Annotated in this window: 20 protein-coding genes and 4 pseudogenes; 4 read left to right on the forward strand and 20 right to left on the reverse strand. The window is 66.4% G+C overall.

All coding sequences use genetic code 11. The features are described from left to right. Window positions 1-40: 40 nt before the first annotated feature. From tatA to ACFVQ0_RS26090, 8 genes and pseudogenes are all read right to left on the reverse strand, one after another. A complete protein-coding gene (tatA, locus tag ACFVQ0_RS26055; RefSeq protein ID WP_390091650.1) occupies window positions 41-331 on the reverse strand; it encodes a Sec-independent protein translocase subunit TatA in 291 nt (96 codons plus the stop codon). A 244-nt stretch (window positions 332-575) separates the two neighbouring features. Next, window positions 576-773: a hypothetical protein gene (locus ACFVQ0_RS26060; RefSeq protein ID WP_311306655.1), complete on the reverse strand. Its 198-nt coding sequence runs from the start codon at window positions 771-773 to the stop codon at window positions 576-578. Between the two features lie 60 nt (window positions 774-833). After that, window positions 834-1,112 carry a hypothetical protein gene (locus ACFVQ0_RS26065; RefSeq protein ID WP_390091615.1) on the reverse strand — a complete coding sequence of 93 codons (279 nt, stop codon included), beginning with the start codon at window positions 1,110-1,112 and terminating at the stop codon, window positions 834-836. 18 nt (window positions 1,113-1,130) lie between these two features. Further along, the gene (locus tag ACFVQ0_RS26070) at window positions 1,131-2,087 is read right to left on the reverse strand and encodes a helix-turn-helix transcriptional regulator (RefSeq protein ID WP_390091616.1); all 957 of its coding nucleotides are present in this window, start codon (window positions 2,085-2,087) and stop codon (window positions 1,131-1,133) included. A 15-nt stretch (window positions 2,088-2,102) separates the two neighbouring features. Then, a complete protein-coding gene (locus ACFVQ0_RS26075) occupies window positions 2,103-3,056 on the reverse strand; it encodes a helix-turn-helix transcriptional regulator (RefSeq protein WP_390091617.1) in 954 nt (317 codons plus the stop codon). 115 nt (window positions 3,057-3,171) lie between these two features. After that, window positions 3,172-3,543 carry an FKBP-type peptidyl-prolyl cis-trans isomerase gene (locus ACFVQ0_RS26080; RefSeq protein ID WP_390091618.1) on the reverse strand — a complete coding sequence of 124 codons (372 nt, stop codon included), beginning with the start codon at window positions 3,541-3,543 and terminating at the stop codon, window positions 3,172-3,174. A gap of 43 nt (window positions 3,544-3,586) precedes the next feature. Next, the gene (locus ACFVQ0_RS26085) at window positions 3,587-4,546 is read right to left on the reverse strand and encodes an FKBP-type peptidyl-prolyl cis-trans isomerase (protein WP_390091619.1); all 960 of its coding nucleotides are present in this window, start codon (window positions 4,544-4,546) and stop codon (window positions 3,587-3,589) included. 140 nt (window positions 4,547-4,686) lie between these two features. Continuing rightward, window positions 4,687-5,154: pseudogene (locus tag ACFVQ0_RS26090) on the reverse strand (proteasome accessory factor PafA2 family protein); the annotation flags it as partial. Between the two features lie 144 nt (window positions 5,155-5,298). Between ACFVQ0_RS26090 and ACFVQ0_RS26095 the strand changes: the two are divergent. From ACFVQ0_RS26095 to ACFVQ0_RS26105, 3 genes and pseudogenes are all read left to right on the forward strand, one after another. Then, window positions 5,299-5,612, forward strand: a pseudogene (locus ACFVQ0_RS26095) (transposase); the annotation flags it as partial. A gap of 597 nt (window positions 5,613-6,209) precedes the next feature. Then, the gene (locus ACFVQ0_RS26100; RefSeq protein WP_390091620.1) at window positions 6,210-6,629 is read left to right on the forward strand and encodes a hypothetical protein; all 420 of its coding nucleotides are present in this window, start codon (window positions 6,210-6,212) and stop codon (window positions 6,627-6,629) included. A 175-nt stretch (window positions 6,630-6,804) separates the two neighbouring features. After that, complete coding sequence (locus ACFVQ0_RS26105; protein ID WP_390091621.1) at window positions 6,805-7,662, forward strand: hypothetical protein; 858 nt, start codon at window positions 6,805-6,807, stop codon at window positions 7,660-7,662. A gap of 347 nt (window positions 7,663-8,009) precedes the next feature. Here ACFVQ0_RS26105 and ACFVQ0_RS26110 read toward each other — a convergent pair whose 3' ends face one another. The 8 genes and pseudogenes from ACFVQ0_RS26110 to ACFVQ0_RS26145 form a co-directional block, all read right to left on the reverse strand. Beyond that, complete coding sequence (locus tag ACFVQ0_RS26110; protein WP_390091622.1) at window positions 8,010-8,381, reverse strand: transposase; 372 nt, start codon at window positions 8,379-8,381, stop codon at window positions 8,010-8,012. 240 nt (window positions 8,382-8,621) lie between these two features. Continuing rightward, on the reverse strand, window positions 8,622-8,771 hold the full coding sequence (locus ACFVQ0_RS26115; protein ID WP_390091651.1) for a transposase: 150 nt from the start codon (window positions 8,769-8,771) through the stop codon (window positions 8,622-8,624). Window positions 8,772-9,152: 381 nt separating this feature from the next. After that, window positions 9,153-9,281 carry a hypothetical protein gene (locus tag ACFVQ0_RS26120; protein ID WP_390091623.1) on the reverse strand — a complete coding sequence of 43 codons (129 nt, stop codon included), beginning with the start codon at window positions 9,279-9,281 and terminating at the stop codon, window positions 9,153-9,155. Next, window positions 9,278-9,409, reverse strand: coding sequence for a hypothetical protein (locus ACFVQ0_RS26125; RefSeq protein ID WP_390091624.1), 132 nt, complete (start codon window positions 9,407-9,409; stop codon window positions 9,278-9,280). Before ACFVQ0_RS26125 ends, ACFVQ0_RS26120 begins: the two co-directional genes overlap by 4 nt. 106 nt (window positions 9,410-9,515) lie before the next feature. After that, window positions 9,516-9,638, reverse strand: a pseudogene (locus ACFVQ0_RS26130) (IS5/IS1182 family transposase); the annotation flags it as partial. Window positions 9,639-9,744: 106 nt separating this feature from the next. Further along, window positions 9,745-9,978 carry a hypothetical protein gene (locus tag ACFVQ0_RS26135; protein ID WP_390091625.1) on the reverse strand — a complete coding sequence of 78 codons (234 nt, stop codon included), beginning with the start codon at window positions 9,976-9,978 and terminating at the stop codon, window positions 9,745-9,747. A gap of 337 nt (window positions 9,979-10,315) precedes the next feature. After that, window positions 10,316-11,677 carry a Pup--protein ligase gene (gene pafA, locus ACFVQ0_RS26140; RefSeq protein WP_390091626.1) on the reverse strand — a complete coding sequence of 454 codons (1,362 nt, stop codon included), beginning with the start codon at window positions 11,675-11,677 and terminating at the stop codon, window positions 10,316-10,318. A gap of 9 nt (window positions 11,678-11,686) precedes the next feature. After that, entirely contained in the window at window positions 11,687-12,946 is a 1,260-nt protein-coding gene (locus tag ACFVQ0_RS26145; protein WP_390091627.1) for an MFS transporter, read from the reverse strand. Window positions 12,947-13,078: 132 nt separating this feature from the next. Here ACFVQ0_RS26145 and ACFVQ0_RS26150 point away from each other — a divergent pair, with 132 nt between their 5' ends. Continuing rightward, complete coding sequence (locus ACFVQ0_RS26150) at window positions 13,079-14,116, forward strand: LacI family DNA-binding transcriptional regulator (protein ID WP_390091628.1); 1,038 nt, start codon at window positions 13,079-13,081, stop codon at window positions 14,114-14,116. Window positions 14,117-14,172: 56 nt separating this feature from the next. Here ACFVQ0_RS26150 and prcA read toward each other — a convergent pair whose 3' ends face one another. From prcA to ACFVQ0_RS26170, 4 genes and pseudogenes are all read right to left on the reverse strand, one after another. Beyond that, on the reverse strand, window positions 14,173-15,030 hold the full coding sequence (gene prcA, locus ACFVQ0_RS26155) for a proteasome subunit alpha (RefSeq protein WP_390091629.1): 858 nt from the start codon (window positions 15,028-15,030) through the stop codon (window positions 14,173-14,175). Window positions 15,031-15,088: 58 nt separating this feature from the next. Further along, window positions 15,089-15,934, reverse strand: a complete 846-nt coding sequence (prcB, locus tag ACFVQ0_RS26160; RefSeq protein WP_311306646.1) for a proteasome subunit beta — start codon at window positions 15,932-15,934, stop codon at window positions 15,089-15,091. Continuing rightward, window positions 15,886-16,080: pseudogene (locus ACFVQ0_RS26165) on the reverse strand (endonuclease VII domain-containing protein); the annotation flags it as partial. The pseudogene ACFVQ0_RS26165 and the gene prcB, both read right to left, overlap by 49 nt. Before the next feature lie 158 nt (window positions 16,081-16,238). Continuing rightward, window positions 16,239-16,457 (reverse strand): ubiquitin-like protein Pup, encoded by a 219-nt coding sequence (locus tag ACFVQ0_RS26170; RefSeq protein WP_311306644.1) that lies wholly within the window; start codon window positions 16,455-16,457, stop codon window positions 16,239-16,241. Window positions 16,458-16,460: the final 3 nt, after the last annotated feature.

Here is a 16,460-nt window from a genome sequence, read left to right on the forward strand (position 1 = left end):
TCCCTCGTCTCGTGCGGCAGCTGCGGGAGTTCGGCAGCTGTCAGCTCTGGGTGGTGGGCTTCGCTTCGTTCACGGGGCGGGAGCTCGTCACGTCACCGGGGGAGGCCTGGATCGTGCGCGCGGCGGCGGGCTGCTGGGCCGCCTGGTCCGCGGCGGCGTCCGGCGCGGTCGCCGGCTCGTCGTCCTTCTTCATGGCCTTGGCCTCGCTCTTGAGGATGCGGGCCGACTTGCCGAGCGAACGGGCCATGTCAGGAAGCTTCTTGGCACCGAACAACAGGAGAACGACAGCAATGATCAGAACGATCTCTAGAGGCTTCAGATTGCCCATGATGTGCTTCCTTCTCGCTGAGACGGCTGGAGGTGGGCTCGCTGCCCTTGGGCCGGACTGCCCCTGGATCGGACACTCGTCCGACCTATTCGCTGGGAGCGATCGTAACCCGCAGGAGTAAACGCGAGGCAATGCCCGTGCATACTTTGGCTAGCGGCCAGCACCTCCCTGCCCAGGCCGCCACCAGCAGCGTACCCCCCGGAACTGAGAAACAGGAGGCCACGCCCGCCCGGATCGGACAGGCCGCCTACCTCAGGGTTTCACCCGTGGCCGCGAGATCGGTGGCCGCTCGCTCCAGATCCTCCGCGGCCCGGTTGATCCGCTCCGTGGTACGCGTCACCTGGTGACCGAGGCGCTGGGCCTCGATGAACACCCTGATGGCCAGCACGCCCAGGACGGCGATGCCGAGGAACCCCAGGGCGATGGCGAGCATGGGCCAGAACATCCGCAGAGCCTCGATGTTTCTCGTGTCCGGGTCCGGAGGACCGATCTGATCTGTCTGGAGCTACCGGCCGGTGTGCAGGCGCAGTGTCCGTACGCCGCCGTCGGTGAGCAGCTCCACTATCCGCTCCCCCGCGATCCTGCGGACCGCGCTGTCGCACTCGGGGCAGGTGAAGGAGTAGAACGTCGTCCGGCTGGTGGCACCGATCGCGAGCCGGATGGCGCCCGCCGCGAGCTCGAACCGTGCGCGGCAGTCCGGGCAGGCGGCCCTGAACCGTACGGAATCGGGAACGACGACGGTCGGAACGGACGAAACATCCGACACCACGGACAGGTTGCTCATGTCTCCTCCGCCGGCCCCTCAGGCCGGGCCGTCGTAGGCGGTGAGTGCCGCGCGGGCCGCCCGCCGCGCGCTCTGCGCCAGCTCCGGTGGTGAGACGATGCGCCCCTCCCGGCCGAGCCGGAGCGCCAGGCGGCGCAGCGAGGCCGGATCGGGCGTCCGCAGGGTGATCTGCATGCCGCCGTCGGGCAGCTCGTGGGCGCTGTCGTGCGGGTAGTACTCCGCGACCCAGCGCCCGCCGGGACCCACCTCCACCACGACCTCCGGATCCTCCGCGGCGGGCTGGACCAGCCCCTCCGACAGGTCCCGCAGCTCCAGTTCCGGCGGTGCGGCGGGCTCGTCGAGCAGCCGGATCTCGGCGACCCGGTCGAGACGGAAGGTGCGCCGGTCCTCCGAGGACCGGCACCAGGCCTCCATATAGGTGTGCCCGACGGCGAACAGCCGGATCGGGTCCACCTCGCGCTCGGTGAGCTCGTCTCGGGCGGGCGAGTAGTAGCGCAGCCAGAGCCGGCGCCGCTCGGAGATCGCCCGGTCCACATCCGCGAAGACGCCGCCCTCGGACTCGAAGGTGACCGAGAGCCGGGAGCTGGCCGCCCCCACCTCACCGGCCGCGGCCTCCAGCTTGGCGGTGGCGCGCAGCAGCGCCTGCCGGTCGCTCTCCCGCAGTCCGGGCAGCGTCGCGACGGCACGGGCGGCGACCAGCAAGGCCGTCGCCTCGTCGGCGGCGAGCCGGAGCGGCTCCGCGACATCGTCCGGGTTGTGCCACCAGATCCGGTCGCCGTCGGTGTCGATGTCCAGCAGATCGCCGCCGCGGAAACTCGTCCCGCACATGGGCAGGACGTCGAGGTCCGAGATGAGCTCGTCCTCCGTGATCCCGAAGGCACGTGCGACGTCCTGGACGTGGGCGCCGGGGCGCTCACGCAGATACGTCACCAGCGAGAGCATCCGGCGGGTCTGGTCGATGGCGTTCGTGGCCATGAGTACGGGTCCCCCTCAGTCCTTGGCCACGGCGCGCAGCCGGTCCACCACATCGGCCCGCAGATCCGCGGGTTCCCGCACGACCACGTCCGGACCGAACTCGACGAGCCAGGCGTCCAGACCGTGTCCGTACGGGATCTCCAACTCCTCCCACCCGTCACCGAGTTCCCGGACCGATATCGCCCGGGCCCGCAGCGGGTAGCCGGAACCGGTGCGGAGCCTGATCAGCGCGGTACGGGTGGCCGTCTCCCCCGCCCAGCTCTCGACGGTCTCGCGGACGGTGACGACGTCGGGCACCTCCGCGGTGAAGGCGCCGGCCCTGGAGCGCACCTTGCCGGCGATCCGGGAGAGCCGGAACACCCGCTCCGCGCCCCTGCCCCGGTCCCAGCCGGCCAGATACCAGTGGCCGCGCCAGCACTCCAGCGTCCAGGGCTCGACCTGGCGCTGCTCGGGGCGGGCGGAGTTGGCCTTGCGGTAGTCGAAGGTCACGGCGCGGCGGTCCCGGCAGGCCAGCATCAGCGGTTCGAACGCGGCCTCGTGGACCGGGATGCGGGGTTCGAGGGCGCTGTGCACCTCGTACGCGTCCTCGGCCTCCGGCATGCCGGCGGCCCGCAGCTTCTGCAGGGCGCCGCTGGCCGCACCGGCCAGCCGGGCCTGCTGCCAGACCTTGGCGGCCAGCCCGAGCGCGGCGGCCTCCTCGGCGTCCAGCGTGATCGGGGGCAGCCGGTTGCTGTCGCGGCGGGCGAGATAGCCGGTGTCGCCGTCCAGGTTCTCCACGGTCTCGATGACCAGACCGAGCTCGCGCAGATCGTCCTTGTCGCGCTCGAACATCCGGTTGAAGGCGTCGTCGGAGCCCGCTTCCAGGTAGGCCTCGATGGAACCGCGCAGCTCGCGCTTGCTGAGCGGGCGCCGGGTCCCCAGCAGACACAGTGCCAGGTTCATCAGCCGCTCGGCCTTGGCAATCGCCATCGACGCCCTCTCTGTTTTGCGCTACGACCCTCGACCGTACCGCTCCGGGGGCTCCGGAAGAAAGCGAGGGCCCGTGCCTCGCGGCACGGGCCCTCGCATCACACACAGGTGCGGATCAGACAGCGACCAGGTCGCAGACGAAGATCAGCGTCTCGCCCGGGGCGATCTTGCCGCCGGCGCCGCGGTCACCGTACGCGAGGTGCGCGGGGATGGTCAGCTGGCGACGGCCGCCGACCTTCATGCCCTGCACGCCCTTGTCCCAGCCCGCGATGACCTGACCCTGACCGAGCTGGAACTGAAGCGGAGTGCCACGGTTCCAGGAGGCGTCGAACTCCTCGCCGGTGGAGAAGGACACGCCCACGTAGTGGACGGAGACGGTCTGGCCGGCCTGGGCCACCGGGCCGTCGCCTTCCCAGATGTCCTTGATCTCCAGGTCGGCCGGCGGCTCGCCACCCGGGAAGTCGACCTCGGGCTTCTCGATGCTCACTGACTTGCTCCTCTAAATGATGAACTGGACAACCGGGACAGTCTTACATCTTCGCCAGGATGTCCACGGCGAAGACCAGCGTCGAGTTCGCCGGGATGGACTGCTGGGCCTTGCTGCCGAAGGCCTGGTCCGGCGGGACGACGAGCAGCACACGGCTGCCGATCTTCTTCCCGATCAGACCGTTCTTGAGCCCCTTGAGGGTCACCTGGGCCAGCGGGAAGGTCTGCGTCTTGCCCGTCGCGTAGGTGCTGTCGAAGGTCTTTCCGTCCTTCCACAGCAGCCCCACGTAGTTCACGACGACGCTGTCGGTCCCCTTGACGACCTCGCCCTTGGACTCCAGCACGTAGTTGGAGACCAGCTTCTTCGGCGGGGTGGACTTGCTGGGGATCTTGACGCTCGGCGCCTTGCCGTCCGTGTTGGTGCCCACCTTCGGCAGGTCGACGTTGTCCTGGGCGACCTCGCTGCCCTTCGGGGACTTCGGTACCGGCTTTCCACTCACCACGTCGACGACGAAGACGAGTGTGGCGTTGGGCTTGATGTCCTGGCCCTGGCCGTTCGCGCCGTAACCGAGATCCGGCGGGATGACCAACTCGACCCTGCTGCCGACCTTCTGGCCGACGAGGCCCTTGTCCCAGCCCTGGATGACCATGCCGGCGCCGAGCGTCAGGTCGAACGGCTGCTTGCGGTCGTAACTGTTGTCGAACGGCTTGGTGGAGTCCCAGGCCTGCCCGAGGTAGTTGACCTGGATCGCGTCACCGTTCTTGAGCTTCGCGCCGTCGCCCTCACTGACAACGTTGGTCTTGAGCTCCTTGGGCGGTGTTCCCGAGCCCTTGGCCAGGGTGGGCTTCTCGCCGAACTTCGCGCCCGCAGTGATGGCGGGGAATCCGCTCTTGGAGGGGGCGGACGCGGAGGCGGAAGCGGAGTCGGAGCCCTTGTCGTCGCTACCGCAGGCCGCTGACAGCAGCAGCAGGGGGACAACTAGAAGGCCGGCAAGTCGGCGCACTGGTTCCTCAGATCTCAGACGACACATTTGTTGGGGCAGACCCCATGGGGCCCCCGACACTCTAGGGCGTGGAAAGGGCCCCGTACGAGGAACGTACGGGGCCCGAGTCGTACGAGGGCCGAGGCGCGTCCTGCGTCGGCTCACATACCCGCGGTCAGCTTCTCCTCTCGGTCGTCCACAGAATGGAACGGGTCCTTGCACAGGACCGTGCGCTGCGCCTAGTCGCTGAGCTTGAGCCGGACCCAGTCGACAGTGAAGTCCCATCGCTGCCCTTGGGCGCGGTGGATGAGATGGCCACGCAGCCGTGCCCTGGTCGTCCTCGGACGCACCGACTTGCCCTCGAAGATCTTCAGGTCGTGGCAGATGCGGGCGATCTGTCCCTTACGCTCCAGGAGGTAGTGGAGCCCGCGCCGCCGGTGGATGTCGCGGTGGGGGAGGTCTCTCTGAGCGCCCCTCGGATTCGACATGGTCATGTTTCGCTTCGCCCGGTACTGCTCGATGAGCTGGTACTTCATGCCCCAGTCGATCTCGATGGAGACCGGCCCGTCGAGCGCCCGCGAACCCGCATCGCCAGCGCGCAGAGCCCCTAACCAGCATCTTCGCACCCTGCGGCTGACCCTACCGCTCGTGAAATCGTTAGCCTCGCGCTTTCACGAGGGCTGTCCAAGAGTTCATCAGGAACTCGAAAAGTTCCCTTGACCTGCAACGATAGGACTTTCTGAGGGTTCTGGTGAAAAAAGAGCACTTTCCAGGTGAGAGAGCCTCTCTCGTCGTACCCGCGTGTCCGTGTCCAGGGAGACGGTCGGCAGGTGGTCTCGCAGGCCGGTGCGGTCCTGCTAATACAGACAGTCCGCAAGACGGGCTTTGACCAGGCGGTATCCGCAGCCCTGGGGCCCTGGCGGAAGCCGCAGGCTGTCTCCGACCCCGGGAAGATCCTGCTGGACGTGGCGCTGGCGGTCGCGGTGGCTGCCTGGCCGATGTCGGGACGCTGCGGGCCCCGTCGGCCATCGTCACTTCGGCATCACACCGTCTGGCTCGCAGCCTCACGACGATCGACCTGCTGGCCTGGGCCCGCGTCCTGCTGCTGGACGGCGAACTGGCCGCCGCCTGGGCTTACGAATATCGGCGACCTGGCCCTGGAGACCTGAACTGACCAGCACCTTCCTTCGCCTCGCCGCGTTACCCCGTCCCGCCAGCTGACCGGCGAACCCCGGCCCACCACGATCCGAAGGACCTTGGAGAACCCGACCCCTGCGCCGGGACTCCGCCATGACCGAGCACCGAGATCCCGTCGACCACCCGCAATGACCCCTCAGCGACGCCTCATCACCTCAACCGAAACGGCGAGGTAGGGCCCCGAATTAGATCGGGTGCCAGTCATCCATGCAGATAAACCAACCCAGACACCCCTGAACCTCCCATTCCAAACAGTTCCGCTGTCGAGGGATCCAGATGGGCGGAGACACACCGGTCACTCACCAGACAACGCCAGACTGCGGAACCCAACCGGATTAAACGAACCTGCCTCATGAGATAGTTGCGTATCATCCTTATACTCTGATTGGATAACTGTCGCGAGCCACGATCCCCGAGACCACAAACACTCCTAGGAGGAGTAGATATGTCCAGATCTACAATCGCACGAAACCTTGCCAGAGCAGCCGTGACGACGACTGCCGCCATCGGCGTCACCCTCGCGACTGTCAGCATCGCATCGGCGGCGGACAAGGACGGCACCCTCAACGACGGAGAGTTCGGCCTCTATTACAACTCCAACCAAAAGGGGTGCGTATTTGACCACAACCAGCCCGGCGTCGCGATCGCAGATGGAGACTTGAGCCAGGACTATTATAAATCGTCCAGCATCTACGTCAGCTGCGCAGGCCAGGGGCAGACCGTCAACAATAACGCCGCCGCGTACTGGAATCGCACTCACGGGACTATTTGGGTCTATACCGGAGTGAGGGGTGGCGGCCTCGAAGGATCACTTCCCGCAGGATACGCAGGAAACGCCTCTCTAAATTACAAGAATGCCATTACTTCGTTCGCAGATGCCACATACCGGGCCATCTGGAAGGGTTAATCTCCCCCGTGCACTCAGGGCCGCCATTCTGTCCGAGTTTTCGGATCAGAATGGCGGTTCCGCTTTCTGCTCTATTACAGGAATCCGCATGCGCTCTTATTGGTATTATCTTACGCGGTCAACTTCTGTCGCGTGTATGTCTGCCCTCCTCATGAGTTGTTCGACCCACGACCCGGTGAATGACGAAACGGCCCATCACCCAGTGACGGCCCCTAAGATTACAACAACAGAGGGTTTGGAGTTCCCCCTTGACGAATACCAAGCGTCAGAACAGGAGCAAGAGAAATTTGACAGGGCCCAGGCGATTCTGACGAATCAATGCATGGAGCGATTTGGATTCGAGTATGCTCCCCCCGAAAAAATTTCCACCTCCACGGATCACAGGCATGCGGGGGTTTTTGGAATTCTCGACATGGAGATCGCCGCTCGACACGGATATGGACGCAAGGTCGAGACGGACCCTCAATCCGAGGGCGCGTCACCGCGTAGTGAAGCTGAGCGTGTCGCCCTGACCGGAGCGAACGATTTGACTCTCGAAGATCTGCCGATGAGCCAAGAGGAAGCCGAAAAACAAGGTGGCAGCGAGCAAAAAATCAACGGTCGGCGGGTACCTGTCGGGGGCTGCACCAGAGAATCGTTTCTAAAGCTCTACGCTCGCACACCAGACAGTGTTGATCTCCTGTACGTCTTCAGCCTCCAGAGAGATGCCGAGTCTGCAGCTCTGAATGACTCACGGATCAAGAATGTCAACAAGCTTTGGTCTGCATGCATGAAGAAGCAAGGATTCACCGCAAGTGATCCGATGAAGGCGGCCACGCAACTGGGATTCGATAAGGATCCATCCTCCCCTCGCGCCATAAACGCCGCAAAGAAGGACGTCAAGTGTAAGCAAAAGGTAAATTTGGCGGGTGTCTATTTTGATGTTCAATCCATCTATCAGAATAGAACAATTCACACCAATATCAAGACACTCGATCTCGCTAAACGTCAGCTTAAAGAGAGGACCAAGCTCGCCGAATCGCTCACCCGTTAACAGATCACGGAAGCTCGACCACGTCGAGAATTTCGCCACAGAAATTCTCAAGCGGATCGAATCTTGAATCAATTTCTGTCAAACCTGCCGTGAAGCCGCCCCCACACTTCCGCCTCCTCTTACCGGAGCACTTGATCGCACCCTATCCCTCTACACAGCTTGACCACCCGCGAGAAGGAGGCCTTTTCACTCCTATCCAATGCACCCGTCTTTGATGATCTCGCCGAATCCCTCAACGTCACCAAACGGACAGTAAAATTCCATGTCTAGAGCATGCGTGAACGACTCGGAGGGATCGCTTATACGCAACTCTGCATTGTTTCGTACTTGCACGCCACTAACAACGGCTAACACAATGAGTTGATCTGTCGGCGGGTGATCAGGCAGCAGGCGAGCTTGAGGAAGGCTTCGTGGATGTCGGCTCGGCGTTCCCAGCGGATGCGGAGGCGTTTGAAGCCGTGGAGCCAGGCGAAGGTGCGTTCCACGACCCAGCGGTAGGTGCCAGTCCAGTGTCGTGGCGGGTGCCGCGGCGGGCTATGGCCGGCACGATCCGGTGTTGGCGGACCTCGTCGCGGTAGGTCGTGGTCGTATCCGCGGCCGGCGAAGAGGGAGTCGGGCTTGTGTCGTGGGTGACCGACCCCGCCTCTGACCGGCGGGATGGCGTCGATTAGAGGCAGTAACTGGGTGACGTCGTTGCGGTTGCCGCCGGTGAGGATCACGGCGAGCGGAGTGCCGTGGCCGTCCGTGATCAGGTGGTGTTTCGATCCGGATCGGGCACAATCGACCGGACTCGGTCCCGTGTGGCCCCCCTTTTACGGCCCGCACGTGGCTGGAATCGACGACGGCCCGCGACCAGTCGAGGCGGGCAGCCGCGTTCAGCTCGGCCAGAGCACTTCGTGCAAGCGCTGCCAGACGCCGGCCTCGTTCCAGTCCCGCAGCCGTCGCCAGCACGTCATGCCCTACCCGAATCCCAACTCCTTCGGCGGGAACTCCCATTGAATGCCCATGTGGAGCACGAAGAGAATGCCGCACAGCACCTCCCGGTCGGGCAGCAGCTTCCGGCCCGGGTGCCGGAACCGACGCTCCTTGCGCGGCAGGAGCGGCTCGATCCGCTCCTACAAGTCATCCGACACGATGCACGGCGAAGTCCCCATGCACCGCCAACGCCCAAATCAAGACGCGGACACGGCCACCATGGCCCAGCCACCTCATTGTGTTAGCCGCTGTAACAACGAATAACACAATGACGCGCAGAGGTCCGTCCCTAGAGGTATCCCGGCCCACCGCTATTGACGAACCGGTCAGGCCTGCTCTAGCAACTCCGGAAACTGCTGCAGGTCATCGGCCACGCGGTCGAGCTCAGGCTCGTCCAGCGATGCTGTTCGCGTCCGGTAGATCGCCCCGCCAGGGGCAGCGATGTGGGACTGGCCTCCTACGTTCGACCCAATGGCCAGACCGCAGGACTTCTGGGCCACGCCCATATCGACAGCTCAATACTCCTTGAGCTGCAGAAAAACATCCCCTGCAGGGGCGACGAAGTAGCCGTTGCCGACGTCCGCCCAAGTGACGTCACCAATGCTGTCGTAGAAGGTCACCAGGCCAGCAGGGGCGAGACTCACTTGGACGAGCATGCGAGCAGTGGCCTGATCGTCGTGGCCGGCCGGACCACATTGGTCCCTGGTGGGAATCCGTGCTCGTGCTCGAACTCGTTGGTCATTGCCTTCAGGTCCTCAGATACCGTGCTCATCTACAAAGCCAACCAGGCGTACGAAAGCGAACGGTCACTCATGAGCGTGGATCATGAAATGCGCCGCGGCCATCTACGGGATGACCGACAATCTTGCTGGTCAAGGTTAGAGCACTGCCCTGAACAGTCGGTGGGTGATGAGGCAGCAGGCAAGTTTGAGATTGGCTTCGTGGATGTCTGCTCGTCGTTCCCAGCGGATGCGGAGGCGTTTGAAGCCGTGGAGCCAGGCGGTTGGGTCGGCCGCGCAGTGAGGCGCTTGCCGTGGCAGGTCCTGTTCCGCGCGGCCTCCCGCCGAACCGAACATGAAGGATTCCTGTCATCCGGCTCTCCGGTGACTACTGCGTGAGTGGTCTGGTCGGCCCTTCCGAATGGATACGGTCGTGGCAGGTATCGCAGGCCACAACCGCTTTGCGGCGCCGGTGGAGCGTGGCGCGCGCCCAGTCGGAAGACTGCAATCCGGCATGTGCGAGAGCGCGGATGTGGTGCACTTGCACGTTGCCCTCGCTTCCCCAGATCTCGCACGTATCCGCCAGGAGTCTCGCGATGAGTTCATTCTGCGGATAGTCCACCCGGATCGGTTGACGATCAGCGAGTTCCGCCGCTCACTGCCGTCGGTCCGCCGCACCGTGCCACCAGTGGCTTCCTGTCCTTCCGTTCGATTCGGGCCTCGAACGGACGCGGGGTCCATTGGGAGTATCGATTCCGACCTTGTGCTTGGCGGCCATCTTCGGACTGCCGAACGGTGCCTTGCGGCAAGAGCCTTGATCATGGATGTCTCCATGGGCAATGCCCCGGCAAACGGTCCCGAAACGTCGCCACGATCGCATGATCGCCGCTGTTGATCAAGGCCATGAGAGGTGCCCCCAGGACCGGCAAGTCCTGGGGGCCGTGGTGCGTGCCACCGGCTCACATACCCGCGATCAGTTTCTCCACTCGGTCGTCCACGGAACGGAACGGGTCCTTGCACAACACCGTGCGCTGCGCCTGGTCGTTGAGCTTGAGGTGGACCCAGTCGACGGTGAAGTCCCGGCGCTGCTCCTGGGCCCGCCGGATGAAGTCGCCGCGCAGCCGGGCCCTGGTGGTCTGCGGGGGCACCGACTTGCCCTCGAAGATCTTCAGGTCGTTGCAGATGCGGGCGGCCTGCCCCTTGCGCTCCAGCAGGTAGTACAGGCCTCGGCGGCGGTGGATGTCGTGGTAGGCGAGGTCTATCTGGGCGACCCGCGGATTCGACATGGTCATGTTGTGCTTGCCCCGGTACCGCTCGATGAGCTTGTACTTCATGACCCAGTCGATCTCGGTGTCGATCCGGTCGAGGTCCTCGGCCTCGACCGCGTCGAGCGTGCGGCCCCACAGTTCGAGGACCTTCTCGACGTTGCCCGTACGGATGCCGCGGCGGTCGACGAAGTCCACGGCCTTCTCGTAGTACTCGCGCTGCACCTCGATGGCGGATGCCTCACGGCCGCTGGCCAGGCGCACCTTGCGCTGTCCCGTGATGTCGTGGCTGACCTCCCGGATCGCCCGGATGGGGTTCTCCAGCGTCAGATCCCGCATCACCGTGCCCGCCTCGATCATGCGGAGCACCAGGTCGGTGGCGCCGACCTTGAGCAGCATGGTCGTCTCGGACATGTTGGAGTCACCGACGATGACGTGGAGGCGGCGGTACCGCTCCGCGTCCGCGTGCGGTTCGTCCCTGGTGTTGATGATCGGACGGGAGCGTGTCGTCGCGGAACTGACGCCCTCCCAGATGTGCTCGGCACGCTGGCTGACGCAGTAGACGGCGCCCCGCGGGGTCTGCAGTACCTTGCCGGCGCCGCAGATCAGCTGCCTCGTGACGAGGAAGGGAATGAGGATGTCCGCGAGCCGGGAGAATTCCCCGTGCCGGGCCACGAGGTAGTTCTCATGGCATCCGTAGGAGTTTCCGGCCGAATCGGTGTTGTTCTTGAAGAGATAGACGTCGCCCGCGATTCCCTCCTCGTGCAGACGGCGTTCGGCGTCGACAAGCAGGCCTTCGAGAATGCGCTCGCCGGCCTTGTCGTGAGTGACCAGCTCGGTCAGGTTGTCGCATTCGGGGGTTGCATATTCCGGATGCGATCCCACGTCGAGGTAGAGGCGGGCGCCGTTCCGCAGAAAGACATTGCTGCTGCGGCCCCATGACACAACACGGCGGAAGAGGTAGCGCGCCACTTCATCAGGAGACAGTCGGCGCTGTCCCCTGAACGTGCACGTGACGCCGTACTCGTTCTCCAGCCCGAAAATGCGGCGGTCCATGACTGAACATTACGCCTGATGGCCCGAGCTGAAACCGGGTTCGACGGCACCGTTTCGATCATTTTCCGATCCTCGCACCGCGACAGCACTACGCCCGGGAGCTGCGAGGACCCTTCCGGTGGCCAGCAGAACCAGCAGCGCCGCCACTCCACCGGCCCCCGCCACCGCGAAGCTCCACGCCGTCCCGCCCAGCTCCACGGCCGGTCCCGCCACGGCCGTCCCGGCCGCCGCGCCCACCCCGAACGTCGTCACCAGCCACGAAAAGGCCTCCGTCACCGTGCCCCTCGGAGCGTGCCGGTCGACGACGATGAACGAGCAGGCGATCGCGGGCGCCAGGAACACTCCCGCGACCCCGGCCAGCACGGTCATCGCCACCACGCCAGGCGTCAGCGTCAGCGGCAGGTAGCCCAGCGCGAGGAGCGCCACGATCACCCGCAGCCGGCGCTCGGGCGGCCCCGACCACTGCCGGGCCCCGTACAGCGCGCCGCCGATCAGGGCGCCGAGCCCCAGGGCGGCCATCAGCCAGCCGTAGACGGACTCCTGGCCCTGGTCGTCGGCGTAGGCCACGCCCGCCACCGTGATGGAGCCCAACGCCAGCCCGACGAAGAAGAACGAGCCGAGCAGGGCCAGCAGCCCCGGCGAACGGAGCGCCCCCAGCCAGTGCGCCTCGCGCGGCGCGGAGCGCCAGGTCCTGGACGGCTCGGAGAGGACGACGGACAGCGCCCCCAGGACCCCTATCGCGTTGATCACGAGGAGTGCGGCGGCGGGCGACCAGAGGGAGACCAGCAGGGTCACCAGCAGCGGCCCCACCGTGAACATGACCTCCTGCGCGACCGCGTCCATGGCGTACGCCCGGTGCACCCGGTCCTCACTGCCGAGGACGCTCGGCCACAGGGCGCGCAGGCCGCCCTCCAGCGGAGGTGTGGCCACGCCCGCGAGGGCCACGGCCCCGTAGGCGAGCGGCAGCGGGCCGAGGCCCACCACGGCGAGCAGGGTCATTCCGATCGCGGACAGGACAGCGGCGGGCAGTTGGACGCGCGGCTGGCCGTACAGGTCCACGGCGCGGCCCAGCAGCGGCTGCCCGACGGCGGTGCCCAGCCCGTACACGGCGGCGAGCGCGCCCGCGAGGCCGTAGCCGCCGCCCTCCGCACGGGTGAACAGGACGATGGCGATGGGGGCGGTGCCGTTCGGCAGCCGCCCCACGAGGGTGCCGGTCAGCAGCCGGGCGGCATGCCGCGCCCGGAGGATGTCCAGATATCCCGCGGCCATGTCCCGCCCCTCTCCCCGGGACGCCTTACGGCCACCCTAGGTTTTACGTATAACTTCCGGGTTCATACGTACCATGTGACCAGTGCGCGGGTCCACCTCACGGCGCCTGCACCGACCGGCCCGGAGGCCCGAGTGACCAGCCCAGCACAGCCCGCCCCCTCCCGGCCCACCAGCCGTGACGTGGCACGGGCCGTCGGCGTCTCGCAGGCCACCGTCTCCCTGGTCCTCGGCGGCAAATGGCGCGGCCGGGTCTCCTCCGCCACCGCAGAGCGGGTGCGGGAGGCCGCCCACGAGCTCGGGTACCGGCCGAATCTCGCCGCCCGGAGTCTGCGCCTGGGCAGCACCAGGACCGCCCTGCTCGTCGTGCCGGCCCTCACCAACGAGTTCTTCGCCCGGGTGTACACCGGGGCAGCCGCCGTCGCCGCGGAACACGGCTTCGGCGTCGTCCTGTACCCCTCGCCCGACGGCACCGGTCCGGCCCGGGACCCCTTCGCCTCGGCCCGCGCCGCGCTCGACGGGGTGATCGCCTCCTCGATGGCCGCCGACGCGCTGGGCGCCCTGCACGGGGCCGACCTGCCGCTGGTCATGCTCGACAGCGACCCCTCTGCCCCGGGTCCGGCGGCCCGGGTCAACCTCGATGTCGCCGACGGGATGCGCCAGGTGACGGAGCATCTGCTCGGCCTCGGCCACCGCCGCTTCGTCCACCTCGCCTCGGCCGTCGACACCTGGACGTTCGCGGTCCGCGCCGAAGCCGTCCGGGACGCCCTGCGCGGCGTGCCCGGCACCGACGTACGCACCGTGCCGGCGGCGCTGGACGTACGGGCCGGCCACGCGGCCGCGGAACGCGCGCTGGCCCTCCCCGGCCCCCGGCCCACCGCCATGGTCTGCGACGACGACATCCTGGCCGCGGGCGCGTGCAAGGCGGCACGCCGGCTCGGACTGCGCGTACCCGACGACATCTCCGTGACCGGCTTCGACGATCTGGCCCTGGCCACGGCCGTGGAGCCCGAACTCACCACCGTGCGGCTGCCCGCGGAACAGGTCGGTGAGCGCGGCATGAGCGCCCTGCTGGCCGTTCTGGACGGCCGCACGGCCGAGACCGGCAGCCTGCCGGTCCATCTGGTCGTCCGCGGCTCGTCCGCTCCCCCACCCGCCGGCCGGCCGGCATGACAGAGCCCCGGCCCGCCGGGGAGGCGGACCGGGGCAGAGCCTTATGGCGGAACGGACTACTCGACGTCCCCACCGGAGTCGGTGGAGTCACCGGAGTCGGTCACGGCCTTCTTGCCGGTCGACTTGCCGCCCGGCTTACCGGTGGCCGTCGCCGTGGTGGCGTCGTCGCCGTCCTCCGTGTCCGAGGGGGCGTCCGTCGGCGTCGAGCCGGCGCCGTCGGCCTCCAGCAGCCGCGCCAGCTGCCGGCCGACGATCCGCTTGAACTTGCGCTGCTGCGGCCTCGTGCGGTCCAGGACCGCGACCTCCAGCCGGTCGGCGGGGATCTCCCGCTCACTGCCGTTGGGATCACGGGAGAGCGCCTGCACCGCCAGCTTCAGCGCCTCGGCCAGTGACATCCCGTCACGGTGCCGCTGGTCCAGGAAGGTACTGATCTGCTCCGCGTTGCCACCGACGGCGACCGAGCCGTGCTCGTCCACGATCGAGCCGTCGTGCGGCAGCCGGTAGATCTGGTCACCGTCCGCCGCCGCGCCCACCTCGGCGACGACCAGCTCCACCTCGTACGGCTTCTCGGCCGCACTGGAGAAGATGGTGCCGAGCGTCTGCGCGTAGACATTCGCCAGTCCACGGGCCGTCACATCGTCACGGTCATAGGTGTATCCGCGCAGATCCGCGTAGCGCACTCCGCCGATGCGGAGATTCTCGTACTCGTTGTACTTACCGGCGGCGGCGAAACCGATCCGGTCATAGATCTCGCTGAACTTGTGCAGCGCACGGGACGGGTTCTCGCCGACGAACACAATGCCGTCGGTGTACTGCAGCACAACCAGGCTGCGACCACGGGCGATGCCCTTCCGGGCGTATTCCGCCCGGTCGGCCATGGCCTGCTGAGGTGAGACATAGAACGGCGTCGACACCGGCTATCCGTCCCTTTCTGTCAGTGACAAGAGCATCGAAGAAGCCTGGGAACGGGGGTCAGAGCAGCTCGGCGCGCGGGCCGTCGGGCTGTTCCAGCCTTCGTTCCAGAACCGAGCGGGCGATGTCGGCGGATTCCGTCTCGGTCAGCTTCCGGAAACCCTCGTCGGTGATGACGGTGATGATCGGATAGATACGCCGGGCGACATCGGGCCCACCGGTCGCCGAGTCGTCGTCCGCCGCGTCGTACAGCGCCTGAACGACCAGAGTGAGCGTCTGCTCCTGCGTCAGGTCCTCGCGGTAGAGCTTCTTCATGGAGGTACGGGCGAAGATCGACCCGGATCCCGTGGAGGCGTAACCCTGCTCCTCGGAGCGGCCTCCGGTGACGTCGTACGAGAAGATCCGGCCCCGCTCGCGGTCGACGTCGTAGCCGGCGAAGAGCGGCACCACGGCGAGCCCCTGCATGGCCATCGCCAGATTGCTCCGGATCATCGTGGAGAGCCGGTTCGCCTTGCCCTCCAGGGAGAGCTGGGCACCCTCGACCTTCTCGAAGTGCTCCAGCTCCAGCTGGAAGAGCTTGACCATCTCCACGGCCAGCCCGGCCGTACCGGCGATACCCACCGCCGAGTACTCGTCGGCCGGGAACACCTTCTGGATGTCGCGCTGCGCGATCATGCTGCCCATGGTCGCCCGCCGGTCACCGGCCAGCACCACGCCGCCGGGGAACGAGGCCGCCACGATCGTCGTCCCGTGCGGGGCCTCGATGGCCCCCTTCATGGGCGGCAGCTGCCGGTTGCCCGGCAGCATCGCGGGCGACTGGTCGGTCAGGAAGTCCATGAAGGAGGACGATCCCGGCGTCAGGAAGGCAGCTGGTAGACGCCCGGTGCTACGAGTGTTGGCTTCCACGCGTTTCCCTCCAGGTAAGCGATGGCCCTGCGCAAGGTGTCAGGATCATCCCCCAACTTGCCGATGGCCGAATTGCGGTTGAAGCACAGTACGCCTCGGACCCTACCCGTCTGGTGGCAGTGATCCACATGTACGGCGGGAACAGCTGGGGAGATCGCGCGGACATCTGTCGCCCGGTGATGCCCAGCCCCGCGGTACGCCCGCGGCCCACCACGGGATGCCCTGCTGTGGGCAGAGGCACCCCGTGACGGGAACGCCGTCAGCGTGAGCGGCCCTTCGGGCGGCTCACACCGGACATCGCGTCCTACTCGCCGCCCTTTTGCACGAACGACCGCACGAAATCCTCGGCATTGGCTTCGAGGACGTCGTCGATCTCGTCCAGAACGTCGTCGACGTCGTCGCTCAGCTTGTCCTGTCGCTCCTGAAGGTCCTCGGAGGCCTGCGCGTCCTGCGCCTGCTCCTCTGTCCCCTCGGTGGAGCGCGTCGCCTTCTGCTGTCCGCCGCCGGTGTCCTTGGTCGCCATATA

The sequence above is a fragment of the Streptomyces sp. NPDC057900 genome (assembly GCF_042887885.1).
Taxonomy (GTDB): Bacteria; Actinomycetota; Actinomycetes; order Streptomycetales; family Streptomycetaceae; genus Streptomyces.